At 68.3% G+C, this 11,907-nt stretch carries 11 protein-coding genes; 3 read left to right on the top strand and 8 right to left on the bottom strand.

Translation table 11 applies throughout. The features are described from left to right. Positions 1-16: 16 nt before the first annotated feature. Positions 17-568: a PadR family transcriptional regulator gene (locus K7711_RS28525; RefSeq protein WP_222972568.1), complete on the top strand. Its 552-nt coding sequence runs from the start codon at positions 17-19 to the stop codon at positions 566-568. Between the two features lie 25 nt (positions 569-593). Here K7711_RS28525 and K7711_RS28530 read toward each other — a convergent pair whose 3' ends face one another. The 3 genes from K7711_RS28530 to dprE2 are packed head-to-tail and all read right to left on the bottom strand — an operon-like array spanning position 594 to position 3,350. After that, positions 594-1,346, bottom strand: coding sequence for a cobalt-precorrin-6A reductase (locus K7711_RS28530; protein WP_222972569.1), 753 nt, complete (start codon positions 1,344-1,346; stop codon positions 594-596). Then, positions 1,339-2,592 (bottom strand): precorrin-6y C5,15-methyltransferase (decarboxylating) subunit CbiE, encoded by a 1,254-nt coding sequence (cbiE, locus tag K7711_RS28535; RefSeq protein ID WP_235747952.1) that lies wholly within the window; start codon positions 2,590-2,592, stop codon positions 1,339-1,341. The genes K7711_RS28530 and cbiE overlap by 8 nt, the downstream gene beginning before the upstream one ends. Next, positions 2,589-3,350 carry a decaprenylphospho-beta-D-erythro-pentofuranosid-2-ulose 2-reductase gene (gene dprE2, locus K7711_RS28540; protein ID WP_222972570.1) on the bottom strand — a complete coding sequence of 254 codons (762 nt, stop codon included), beginning with the start codon at positions 3,348-3,350 and terminating at the stop codon, positions 2,589-2,591. Before dprE2 ends, cbiE begins: the two co-directional genes overlap by 4 nt. A 101-nt stretch (positions 3,351-3,451) precedes the next feature. Here dprE2 and K7711_RS28545 point away from each other — a divergent pair, with 101 nt between their 5' ends. Beyond that, complete coding sequence (locus K7711_RS28545) at positions 3,452-3,859, top strand: PPOX class F420-dependent oxidoreductase (protein WP_222972571.1); 408 nt, start codon at positions 3,452-3,454, stop codon at positions 3,857-3,859. Positions 3,860-3,880: 21 nt separating this feature from the next. Here K7711_RS28545 and K7711_RS28550 read toward each other — a convergent pair whose 3' ends face one another. Continuing rightward, positions 3,881-5,008, bottom strand: coding sequence for a M24 family metallopeptidase (locus K7711_RS28550; protein ID WP_222972572.1), 1,128 nt, complete (start codon positions 5,006-5,008; stop codon positions 3,881-3,883). Between the two features lie 98 nt (positions 5,009-5,106). Here K7711_RS28550 and K7711_RS28555 point away from each other — a divergent pair, with 98 nt between their 5' ends. Beyond that, on the top strand, positions 5,107-6,075 hold the full coding sequence (locus K7711_RS28555) for a 5'-3' exonuclease (RefSeq protein WP_222972573.1): 969 nt from the start codon (positions 5,107-5,109) through the stop codon (positions 6,073-6,075). 793 nt (positions 6,076-6,868) lie between these two features. Here K7711_RS28555 and K7711_RS28560 read toward each other — a convergent pair. The 4 genes from K7711_RS28560 to tatA form a co-directional block, all read right to left on the bottom strand. Next, entirely contained in the window at positions 6,869-7,594 is a 726-nt protein-coding gene (locus K7711_RS28560; RefSeq protein WP_222972574.1) for a DUF4333 domain-containing protein, read from the bottom strand. 198 nt (positions 7,595-7,792) lie between these two features. Continuing rightward, complete coding sequence (locus K7711_RS28565; protein WP_222972575.1) at positions 7,793-10,486, bottom strand: DEAD/DEAH box helicase; 2,694 nt, start codon at positions 10,484-10,486, stop codon at positions 7,793-7,795. Between the two features lie 3 nt (positions 10,487-10,489). Continuing rightward, on the bottom strand, positions 10,490-11,479 hold the full coding sequence (gene tatC / locus K7711_RS28570) for a twin-arginine translocase subunit TatC (protein ID WP_222972576.1): 990 nt from the start codon (positions 11,477-11,479) through the stop codon (positions 10,490-10,492). Positions 11,480-11,584: 105 nt separating this feature from the next. Next, positions 11,585-11,854, bottom strand: a complete 270-nt coding sequence (gene tatA / locus K7711_RS28575) for a Sec-independent protein translocase subunit TatA (RefSeq protein WP_222972577.1) — start codon at positions 11,852-11,854, stop codon at positions 11,585-11,587. Positions 11,855-11,907 lie beyond the last annotated feature (53 nt).

Genomic DNA, 11,907 nt, shown 5'->3' on the forward strand with positions numbered 1-11,907 from the left:
ATGTGGAAGGGTGGATATGGCCGAGGGTGAATCGAAGCGGGGTCTGAACTCGACCGCGGCCTCGCTGCTGGGTTTTCTGCACGAGGGGTCGATGGCCGGGTGGGATCTGGTGAATCTGGCTCAGGAGCGGATCGGGGACTTCTGGACGATCACACAGAGTCAGGTGTATCGCGAATTGGCCGCGATGGACCGGATCGGCCTGGTGGAGAAGGGGCAGACGGGGGTGCGCGAGCGCACGCCGTACCGGATCACCGAGGCCGGGCGGGAAGCCTTCGCGCAGTGGATCGCCCGCGATCCGGGTGCGGAAACCATCCGGGTGCCGTTGCTGCTGACGCTGGCGTTCGGCGAATTCGTCGAGCCCGAACGGCTGAATCGGATCATCGCCGCCAATCGCACGATCCACGAGGAACGACTCGAGCGTTATCTCGCGGGGATCGGCGACACGCGATCCCGGTGCGAAAGGGCCACACTGGATTTCGGGATCGGTTACGAACGCGCGGTGCTGGACTGGTTCGATCGGCTGCCCGGGTTGCTCGATCGGTCCGCCGACGACAGACCTACGGGATAGCCACCACCGCATGCGGCGTTCGAGGTCACGGCAGTCTGCGCAGCCAATCCCACGCGGCGGCAACCGATTCCGCGGTCCGCGCACCAGCCGGCAGAGACGGGCGATCGATCATGACGACGGGAACGCCGCAGGCGCGCGCCGCGAACAGTTTGGCCACGGTCAGCTCTCCCCCGCTGTCCTTGGTGACCAGGACATCGATCCGACGTTCGGTCAGCAGGCGGATCTCGTCCTCGACGGCGAAAGGCCCACGCGCCAGCAGCAATTCGTGATTCGGTGGCAGTTTCGCACTCGGCGGATCGATCGCGCGGATCAGAAACCAGCTGCTGGTCAGGTCTGCGAACGCGCCGACCTCCTGACGGCCGATCGTCAGGAATATCCGGGATCCCAGCCCGGCGACGGTATCGACCGCCGACGCGATGTCGGGCACCCGGATCCACCGATCTTCCCGACGTTTCCGCCACCCCGGCCGACGTACATGCAGCACAGGCAGATCCAGCGCCGCGGCCGCGGCGGCCGCATGAGCGGAGATGACGCCCGCGAACGGATGGGTGGCGTCGACCACCGCGTCGATATCGTTGTCGCCCAACCAGTTCCGCAGGCCGTCAACGCCACCGAATCCACCGATCCGGACCTCTCCCACCGGCAGAACGGGCTCGCGAACCCGACCGGCCAGCGAGGACACCGCAGTGAATCCACTCTCGCCGCTCATCATTTCGGCAAGGTTCCGCGCCTCCCGGGTGCCGCCGAGGATCAGCACCCGGCGGCACCGGTCACCCATCCTTCACCACCGCCCACTGGGTGATCGGCAGATGCGGCCGCCAGGTGGTGAATCCGCCGAGCGGTTCGGCGCGGTAGACCTGGAATCGGGTCAACGCACCGCCGAATTCGGCCGCCCACGCGCCCAGCAGCGTCTCCGCCTCCGCGGTGACCGCGTTGACGACCAGACGTCCACCGGATCGCAGTCGGACCCAGCAGTTCTCGAACAGGCCCGGCTGAGTCAGTCCGCCGCCGAGGAATATCGCGTCCGGCGTGGGGAATTCGTCGTCCGCCAACTCCTCGAGCACCTCACCGAGCACCGTGATCCCCGGCACCCCGAGAGCCAGCGCGTTGGCCGCGATCTGGCCCCGTCGCGCACCGGATCGCTCGAAAGTGATGGCGCGACAGGCCGGATGGGTGCGGCACCATTCGATGGCGATGGTGCCCGATCCGCCGCCGACATCCCACAACAGCTCGCCCGGGGACGGCGCGAGCGCGGCGAGGGACAGGGTGCGCACCTCACGTTTGGTGAGCTGGCCGTCGCCCCGGTAGATCTCGTCCGGGAGTCCCGGCAGCCTGGTCAGTCGCGGGGCGGCCCGATCGGCGAGACAGTCCACGGCGACGATGTTGAGCCGATCGCCCGGCGGTTCGGCCCAATCGGCCGCGACGCCCTGGACCATGCGCTCGGCCACTCCGCCGAGCTGTTCGAGCACCGTCATCCGGGATTGCCCGAAACCGTTGCCCGACAGCACCTTCGCGAGGTCGGACGGGGTGCGCTCATGTTCGCTCAGCACCAGGATCCGGCGGCGATGGGCCAATTCGGGCAGTACCGTCTCGATCGGCCGCCCGACGGCGGTGACCACCGCGATCTCCGCGAGCCCCCACCCGAGCCGGGCGCACGCCAGGCTGGCCGAGGAGGGCTGCGGCAGCACCCGAAGCGCCTGCGGCCCCAGGAGTTTCGCCAGCGACACCCCGATTCCGTAGAACATCGGATCACCGCTCGCGAGCACGCAGACACGTCTGTTGCGGTGTGCGGCAAGCAGATCCGCGAGCGCGGGCAGCAGCGGCGAGGGCCAGGGCAGCCGCTCGGGGCCGCCCGAGGAGAGCATCGCCAGCTGCCGACTCGAACCGAACACCACCTCGGAGCGCTCCACGGCCTCGCGAGCCGCCGCGCCGAGCCCGTCCCAACCGTCCGCGCCGATCCCCACCACCGCGATCGGGGTCCGAACGGGCCACGGCTCCATGCCCGTACCCGGCGTGTCGTTCATCGCGGCAACCGTCGCCAGACCGATCGCGGCAGGAATCGCACGGCGAAGTAGAGCGGGCGCATCATGGCCGGGGCCCAGGCGATCGCGCGCCGGGACCGCAGACTCGCGACGACCACGTCGGCGACCTGACCGGGCCGCACCGAGAAGGGCGCCGGATCCATTCCCTCGGTCATCCGCCCGATGACGAATCCGGAGCGCACCAGCAACAGGTGAACTCCACTGCCGTGCAACGCATCCGCCAGTCCGGTGGCGAAACCGTCCAGACCCGCCTTACCCGATCCGTACACGTAGTTGGCGCGCCGGACCCGGAATCCGGCCACCGAACCGAAGACCACCAGTTGTCCGCTGCCCTGGGCGCGCAGGATGGCCGCGAGGGTCGTCAGAATGCTGACCTGGGCGATGAAATCGGTCTGCAGCACCGCGACCGCCGCCGCGGGGTCCCGTTCGGCGAGTTCCTGATCGCCGAGGACACCGAAAGCCAGCACGGCCACGCCGATCCGGCCGTGCTCGGCGGCGATCTTGTCCAGCAGCGGCTGATGCGAGGGCAGATCGTCGGCGTCGAACTCCACGGTGTGCACCGCCGTCGCGCCCGCCCGGTCGAGTGCGGCCCGTTGGTCGGCCAGATCGGCGCTGCGCCGCGCGGCCAGGATCACCGCTCGGCCGCGCGCCATCCGCTGCACGATCTCGAGACCGATCTCGCTGCGGCCGCCCAGCAGGACGATCGCGCCCTCGTCGACATCATGTGCCCGCATACCCATGGCGGACAGTCTGCCACCGTGACCGCCCCGAACCGGACATGTGGGTACGCTCGGGTCACTCGAGTGCGGGCGCGGCGGCGGGGATTGTTAGCGTCACATCCATGACCAGCACCAGCGAACGTATCGCACTGTCCGCGGCTGCCCTCGAATTCGTCGCCGAGCGGCATGTGGCCACCCTGACCACGCTGCGCGCGAACGGCACCCCGCACATGGTCCCGATCGGCTTCACCTGGGACCAGGACAGCGGCATCGCGCGCATCATCACCTCCGGCGACACGGTGAAGGCCCGCAACGTCCGACGCACCGGCTACGCCGCGGTCAGCCAGGTCGACGGCGCCCGCTGGCTCACCCTCGAGGGCCCCGCCGAAATCCTCACCGACCCCGACGCGGTCACCGACGGTGAACGCCGCTACACCGAGCGTTACCGCCCTCCGCGGATCAACCCCGCCCGCGTCGTCATCGCCATCCGCCCCACCCGCCTGCTCACCGGGGCGGCCCTGCGCGACTGACCCGCGCGCACCCGCTGCGGCTCAGACCGCGGTGAGCCCGTGCGGACGTTTGTTCACCGATTCGCAGCCGTCCTCGGTGACGATGACGATGTCCTCGATGCGAGCGCCCCATCCGCCCGGGAAGTAGATGCCGGGTTCGATGCTGAAGGCCATACCGGGCTCGAGCAGGATGTCGTTTCCGCCGACGATGTAGGGCTCCTCGTGCACCGACAGGCCGATGCCGTGTCCGGTGCGGTGGATGAAGGCTTCGCCCAATCCCGCCTGCGCCAGCACATTTCGCGCGGCGGCGTCGACCGATTCGGCGCTCGCACCGGGCCGCACGGCCGCCACGGCCGCCGCCTGGGCCTGTTCGAGGATCGCGATGCGCTCGGCGATCTCCGAATCCGGCTCGCCGACGACGTAGGTGCGGGTGGAGTCGGAGTAGTAGCCGGGCTCGACCGGTCCACCGATGTCCACGACCACAACGTCGCCGGATTCGATCGGACGCTCGGAATGCTCGTGATGCGGACTCGCGCCGTTGGGGCCACTGCCGACGATGACGAAGGCAGCCGCGGTGTGCCCTTCCTCGACGATCGCAGCCGCGATATCGGCGGCCACCTCGGCCTCGGTACGTCCCGCGCGCAGCCATTCACCGACGCGCGCATGCACCCGATCGATGGCCGCGCCCGCGCGCCCCAATGCCTCGATCTCGCTGGCGTCCTTACGCATTCGCAATTGCCGCAGGACGGGCGTCGCCGAGACCGGCAGCGCGTTGAGCACATCCGCGATCGGCAGCAGATGCAGCGCGGGCATGGCGTCGGCGACCGCGACGCGCGCGCCGGCGTTGAGCGTCGACTTGACGGTCTGGTACGGATTCACCCCGTCGACCCAGTCGACGATCTCCAGGCCGAGATCGGCAGCCGCGGAATCCGTCAGACCGGCCAGTTCCAGCTTCGGCACCACCACCGACGGCGTCGCGCCGCTGGCGGGAACCAACAGGCAGGTCAGCCGCTCGAACGACTGCGCCCGGGACCCGATCAGATACTCCAGATCCGGGCCCGGCGTGATCAGCAGCGCGTCCAGATGTGCGGCGCGCAGGAGTTCCGCCGCCCGCTCCAACCGGCCTCCGTACACCTCGGCCTCGAACCGTGATTCCGTTTGCGCGCTCATGATCGTCAACGGTACGCGTTCGGGCGCGTCGCGACGCGGGGTACCGGACGAGCCGACACGCACCGCGTTGTCGGACCGACCGGGTACCGTCTGCAGCCATGAGTTCACCCGCCCCCGGTCCGCTGCTGCTGCTCGACGGCGCCAGCCTGTGGTTCCGCGCCTTCTACGCGATCCCGGAGAAGATCACCGCGCCCAGCGGACAGCCGGTCAACGCGCTGCGCGGATTCACCGATATGGTGGCGGCGCTCATCACCCGGCACTCCCCCTCCCGGTTGGTGGTCTGCCTGGATCTGAACTGGCGCCCGCAGTTCCGGGTCGAGCTGGTCCCGTCGTACAAGGCCCACCGCCTCAACGATTCCGCGGGCGCGGACCCCGGTGCGGAAGAGGTGCCGGACAACCTCACCCCCCAGGTCGACATGATCCTCGAGGTGCTGGAGGCGGCCGGTATCGCCACCGCGGGCGCGCAGGGCCTCGAGGCCGACGACGTGATCGGCACTCTGGCCACCCGGGAGTCCACCGACGAGGTGATCGTCGTCAGCGGCGACCGTGATCTACTCCAACTGGTGCGCGACGATCCGCAACCACGCGTGCGGGTCTTCTACGTGGGTCGCGGCCTGGCCAAGGCCGAACTGTTCGGACCCGCCGAAGTATCCGCGAAATACGGTGTGCCGCAATCCAACGCCGGCCCCGCCTACGCCGATATGGCCACCCTCCGCGGCGACGCCTCCGACGGCCTGCCCGGCGTTGCGGGCATCGGCGACAAATCCGCCGCCACCCTGATCACCCGCTTCGGCACCCTGGAAGCCCTCGTTGCCGCCGTCGCCGACCCGAATGCCGAACTGGCCCAAGGCATCCGCAACAAACTCACCGCAGCCCAGGACTACCTGAAGGCCGCCGCCCCCGTCGTCCGCGTAGTCCGCGACGCCGAGGTATCCCTCTCCCGGCCCGACCCCCTCCCCGACACCCCGGTCGCCCCCGACCACCTGCACACCCTCGCGACCACCTACAACGCGGAAAGCCCCATCAAGCGCCTCATCACCGCGCTGGAAGCCAACGCCACACGCTAGTCACAACCCCGACGCCGGTCCCGGAACCCCCACCCATCCCGGCCGAATCACGCAGCAAGCCAGCCGATTCCACGCGGTCTCCGTGCGAACAAACCGATCCGCGAAGTCGCCTCCCTGCGTCCAAGCACGCAATCGGAGCAAGCTGCAGAGAAGCGGCATCGACACGCCAGAAGACTCGGAAAACCCTGTCGCCCAACGTTTTCCGCTGCACCTTACCGTTCGCGTAGGTGCACAGCCCGCCGGTCGACCCCGCCGCGCCCATGCGAGCAATACCCCGCCCCCAGCTGGCCCCACGACCAAGCGCAGGCCCCCGCCGAAAGTTCTCAGGCTCACACACCACACCCAGCAGACCTGCTCGAGGCACGAGGAAGCCAGCCTTCAGGCGAGCTGGCCAATGCCTCGACCTCGCAACACAGTCAGCTGCAGAGCGTCTCCACACATCGCAACAGCCCGCTGCGAAAACACCACACTCCAACACTTTTCAGCGCAATTTTGTTGCTCTGCAACCATTCACGATACGACAACAGGTCACACCACTACCCCAGCTGGGCGCGGAGGAACCGACGACCCCGTGTCACAACGCACGCACCTCCCACCCCCACCGGCGAAGCGTCTCCGTACGCCGGAACCGTCAGGCAAAAACCGCCAACCCCAAAGGTTTTCGGCGCGGGCTCGTCGTTGCGCGCTCGAAGCGCATGGGCGAAGCCCGAGTCTCGAGCGCGCAACGACGAGCCTTACAGCGCCGAAAACCCGCCGCAGCGAAGCGGAGGCCGAAAATACAGCAAAAATACAGCTAGTTGGGGCGGCCTACCTCGTAGGTGCCGTCGGACTTGGTGACCTTGATCGTGACGTTCTTCTGCTCGCCGCCGACCTTGAGTGAACAGGTGAATGTCTTGCCGACCTCCACCTTCTGCCCGGACGGGCAGTTGACGTTCTGTACGTCGTCGATGCCGTACGAGTCCTTGAGCACTTTCTGCACACCGGACTGCACGGCGCTGTTGTCCAGCTTGTCGCTGCCCAGGAAGACCACGGCCAGCACGACGACCACGACGATGACGACGACCGCGCCGATGCCGCCGCCGATGATCAGACCGCGACGCGACTTCTTGCCGGTGGGCTGCAAGGAGGGCTGCTGCGGCTGTTCCTGATTCCACTGGCCGGACTGGCTCCACTGCTGTGGTTGCTGCGGCGGCTGACCCCACTGCTGCTGGGTCGCCTCCCACGGCTGCGATTGCGCGGGCTGCTGCTGTGGCCACGACGTCCCGCTGCCCTGCCCCCACTGCTGCTGACCGGCGGGCTGCTGACCACCCCACTGCTGCGTCGGATCTGCATTGCCGGTGGCCTGCGGCGGCCAGGACGTCTGTCCCGGCTGGCTCCACTGCTGCTGACCGGCCGCTTGCTGACCGGCCCACTGCTGTGTCGGGTCGGCGGGCTGCTGACCGGTCCACTGCTGAGTCGGATCGCTACTGTGTCCCTCCCCTGGACCAGGGGTATCGTTCGGTCCGTACGGGCCGCTCATCTGCCTGCCTCCACTCGTCGTCGTACACACGCTTGCCCCCCGCGTGAGGTCGTCAGTCGCTCACCACGGTCGGTACTCGCAAGCATCAAATCACAGTTCGGCACTGTCTGTGCCCATTGGCCTACGCTCCGCTCCGGCGGGTTCGCGGCGCCCTGAGGGCGCACCGATCCGCCCGTGAACACGAGCTGTGACATGCGCTCACGCCGAGTCGACCGCGACCACGCCGCGGCGGATCGCGCGGACCGCTTTGGAGGCCGTTCCCGCCACTTCGACATCGTCGGCGGTGTTGTGGATCTGGTCGAGCAGATCGATCACCTGGCGGCACCAGCGCACGAAATCACCCGCCGAGAGCGCATTGCCCTGATCGCCGCTGGCCAGCAGGGATTCGGCCAGGCCGTCGCCGCGGGCCCACTTGTGCAGTCCCGTGACGAAGCCCAGATCCGGTTCCCGGGTAGGGGTGAGTTTGTGCTGGGCCTCGTCGGTGCGCAGCTCACTCCAGACGTTCATCGTCGCCGCGACCGCGCGCCGGATCGGGGCCGTGGGCCCCGCGGGGCCCAGATACCCTGTCTCCTGGCGTGATTCGTAGACCAGCATCGACACCACCGCGGCCAGTTCGGCCGGTCCGAGCCCGCGCCAGACGCCTTGGCGCAGGCATTCGGCGACGACCAGATCGGCCTCGGTGTAGATGCGCGCGAGCCGACGGCCGTCGGCGGTCACCTCGCCGGCATCGTCCACATAGCCGCGCTCGGTGAGCAATTCCACGATGCGATCGAAGGTGCGGGCCAGGGAATTCGTCGCGGCGGACACCTTCTGGCGCATGGCCTCGGTCTCGCGCTGCACGCGGTTGTAGCGCTCGCCGACCCGCGCCAGCTGTTCCCGGTCCGGCCGCGAATGCGCAGGATGCGAACGCAACGCCCGCCGCAGGGTGGCCAGCTCCCGGTCCTCGCCGCCTTTGGCCTTGGTACCCCGACGTTGCCGTCCGGGCGGGGTGATTCCGGTGCTGCGCAGGGCCGAGGCGAGGTCGCGACGGGTGCGGGCGGTGCGGTGGTCGACGTGCCGCGGCAGCCGCATCCGGCCCAGCGGTTGCGCGGGCGTCGGAAAGTCGGCGGCGGAGATGCGCCCGGCCCACTTGTCCTCGGTGAGGACCAGCGGACGCGGATCACCCGGGGACTGATCGGGTTCCAGGATCACCGCCAAGCCCTGGCGCCGCCCGCTCGGGATGGCCACCACGTCACCGCGCCGCAGCGAGGTCAGCGCCGCCACCGCCGCGCCGCGACGATCGGCGCGACCCTGCCGCTCGATATCACGCTCGCGCTGGGAGATTCGCTCCCGCAGCGACATGTACTCGAGGAATCCGTCGTGATCGATCTGCGAACGCAGTTTGCGCAGTTGCCCCTCGTTGCGCTCGATGCCCCGGACCAGCCCGACAACCGATCGGTCCGCCTGGAACTGCGCGAACGAGCGTTCCAGCAGCGCCCGCGACTCCTTCGAACCCATCCGGTCGATCAGGTTGATCGACATGTTGTACCCGGGACGGAACGAGCTGCGCAGCGGATAGGTGCGGGTCGAGGCCAGACCGGCGACGGAGCTGGTGTCCACGTCGGGATTCCACACCACCACGGCATGTCCCTCGACGTCGATACCGCGCCGCCCCGCCCGGCCCGTGAGCTGGGTGTACTCCCCCGGCGTCAGTTCGGCGTGCGATTCGCCGTTGAATTTGACCAGCCGCTCCAGCACCACCGTGCGCGCGGGCATGTTGATCCCCAGAGCCAGTGTCTCCGTGGCGAATACGGCCCGAACCAGGCCGTTCACGAACAACTCCTCCACGGTGTGCCGGAAGGCGGGCAGCATACCGGCGTGATGCGCGGCCAGGCCCCGGAACAGCCCCTCGCGCCACTCCCAGTACCCGAGCACCTCGAGGTCGGCGCGCGGCAGATCGCCCGTATGGGCATCAATGATCTCCGCGACGCGCTCGTGGTCGTCCTCGCGGCTCAGATCCAGCCGGGAACGCAGGCACTGCGCCAAAGCCCCGTCGCAGCCCGCGCGCGAGAAGATGAACGTGATCGCCGGGAGCAGGCCCTCCTCGTCCAGCCGCGCCAGCATCTCCGGACGGTGTACCGGGCGGTAGTCGCGGCGCGGGCCGCCGCGATGGCGCGGACCGTTCCAGCTGTTCATCCGGTCGGCTTCCTCGCGGTGCTTGATGTACCGCACCAGATCCTCGTCGACGAGGATCTTCTGATCGCTGGACTTCTGATCGAACAGATCGAACATCCGCCGCCCGACCAGCACGTGCTGCCACAGCGGCACCGGACGCGTCTCGTCCACGATGACGGCGGTATCCCCGCGCACGGTCTCCATCCAGGAGCCGAACTCCTCGGCATTGCTGACCGTCGCGGACAGGCTGACCAGCCGCACGTCCGGCGGCAGATGCAGGATCACCTCCTCCCACACCGCCCCGCGGAAGCGGTCCGCCAGATAGTGCACCTCGTCCATGACGACGTACGACAACCCTTGCAGCGCATCCGAACTCGCGTACAGCATGTTCCGCAGCACCTCGGTGGTCATCACCACCACCGGCGCGTCCGGATGCAGCGACTGGTCCCCGGTCAGCAGACCCACCTGACCGCGGCCGTAACGCTCGACCAGATCCGCGTACTTCTGATTCGACAGCGCCTTGATCGGGGTGGTGTAGAAACACTTGCCACCCGCGGCGCGAGCCAGATGGACAGCGAACTCGCCGACGACGGTCTTACCGGCCCCGGTGGGCGCGCACACGAGCACGCTGTGCCCGTTCTGCAGCGCCTCGCACGACTGCTGCTGGAACGGGTCGAGCGTGAATGTCAGTTCTGCGGCGAATACCGCGAGTTCGCCGATCGGCGACCGTTGTCCCACTCGTCAGAGCGTATCGGAGTAGTCCGACACCGGTCGCGGTGTTTTCTCCGGGCCGTCGGACAGGATCGCCGCCGCCGGATCGATCGGCTGGGCCGCAGCCACCGGCGCCACCTGCCCGACCCCGTCGGTTCCGGTCAGCGGGGACGCCTGGTCGTCGGACAGCTCGTCCCAGTCCTCGCGCAGCCGCGCACGCCGCCTGTCGTTGATCCGGGACACCTGCACCGCCACCTCGAACAGCAAAGTCAGCGCGCAGGCCAGGGCCAGCATCGAGAACGGATCCTGCGGGGTGACGATCGCGGCGAAGACGAACAATCCGAAGATCATTCCGCGCCGCCACTTCTTGAGCCGCTCGTAGGTGAGCACGCCGATGGCGTTGAGCCCGATGATCAGCAGCGGCGTCTCGAAACTGACGCCGAAGATGATCAGCAACTTGATGATGAACCCGAAGTACTGGGTACCGCTCAACGCGGTGATCTGGACGTTGTTGCCGATCGACATCAGGAACCGCAGCGCGTGCGCGACCACCCAGTACGCCAGCAGCGCGCCGACCAGGAACAACAGCGCGCCGGAGGTCACGAACCCGACGGCGTACTTGCGTTCCTTGGCGTACAGGCCAGGCGTGACGAAACCCCAGACCTGATACAGCCAGACCGGGCTGGCCAGCACGATTCCCGCGGTCAGGCCGACCTTGAACCGGAGCATGAACTGCTCGAACGGTGCGGTCGCCAGCAGTCGGCAGGCGCCGTCGGCGCTCAGATTGGCCCGCGAGGAGGCGGGCAGCGAACAGTACGGTCCGCGCAGAATATCGCCCAGGCTGTGCACACCGAGGAATCCGTACTGGTACCACAGAAATCCCAGCACGGTGGTGAGGCCGACGGCCAGCAGCGCCTTGAGCAGCCGCGAGCGCAACTCCTCGAGATGTTCGACCAACGACATGGTGCCGTCGGGATTCGTTCTACGTCGGCTGCGCCGGGGGTCGAACGGAATGCGCATGGGATCTCAATGCCTCGCTGCTCGCCGGACGCCGGACCTGAACGACTCACCCGTCGCCGTGACCGGTACGTCGCCGGTTCGGCGCGGGCTGAGCCGACGTGTCGGCTAGGCCTTGTGCACTTCCGGGTTCGGCTGGACCTGCGGGGCGGGCTGGACCGGTTGCGAGGCGGGCAACTCCTGCGGAGCCGGCGCGGGGGCGGGCTGCTGTTGCTGCGCGGGCTGCCCACCTTCGGACTGCATCTCGCTCATCTCGCTCTTGAAGATGCGCAGTGAGCGTCCGAGGCCACGAGCCGCGTCCGGCAGCCGCCTGGCGCCGAACAGCACCAGCACCAGGACCGCGATGATGATCCAGTGCGTCGGGCCGAATGTACCCATCGATAACCTCCAAAACTGTGGTAAGTCCGATGCTACCGGACCGGGAAGAACGA

The sequence above is a fragment of the Nocardia coffeae genome, assembly GCF_019890715.1.
Taxonomy (GTDB): Bacteria; Actinomycetota; Actinomycetes; order Mycobacteriales; family Mycobacteriaceae; genus Nocardia; species Nocardia jiangxiensis.

Excerpts from the sequence above, each read along its gene's own strand:
- K7711_RS28525 (WP_222972568.1), top strand. The coding sequence starts at position 17 with ATGGCCGAGGGTGAATCGAAGCGGGGTCTGAACTCGACCGCGGCCTCG.
- K7711_RS28530 (WP_222972569.1), bottom strand. The coding sequence starts at position 1,346 with ATGGGTGACCGGTGCCGCCGGGTGCTGATCCTCGGCGGCACCCGGGAG.
- cbiE (WP_235747952.1), bottom strand. The coding sequence starts at position 2,592 with ATGAACGACACGCCGGGTACGGGCATGGAGCCGTGGCCCGTTCGGACC.
- dprE2 (WP_222972570.1), bottom strand. The coding sequence starts at position 3,350 with ATGGGTATGCGGGCACATGATGTCGACGAGGGCGCGATCGTCCTGCTG.
- K7711_RS28545 (WP_222972571.1), top strand. The coding sequence starts at position 3,452 with ATGACCAGCACCAGCGAACGTATCGCACTGTCCGCGGCTGCCCTCGAA.
- K7711_RS28550 (WP_222972572.1), bottom strand. The coding sequence starts at position 5,008 with ATGAGCGCGCAAACGGAATCACGGTTCGAGGCCGAGGTGTACGGAGGC.
- K7711_RS28555 (WP_222972573.1), top strand. The coding sequence starts at position 5,107 with ATGAGTTCACCCGCCCCCGGTCCGCTGCTGCTGCTCGACGGCGCCAGC.
- K7711_RS28560 (WP_222972574.1), bottom strand. The coding sequence starts at position 7,594 with ATGAGCGGCCCGTACGGACCGAACGATACCCCTGGTCCAGGGGAGGGA.
- tatC (WP_222972576.1), bottom strand. The coding sequence starts at position 11,479 with ATGCGCATTCCGTTCGACCCCCGGCGCAGCCGACGTAGAACGAATCCC.
- tatA (WP_222972577.1), bottom strand. The coding sequence starts at position 11,854 with ATGGGTACATTCGGCCCGACGCACTGGATCATCATCGCGGTCCTGGTG.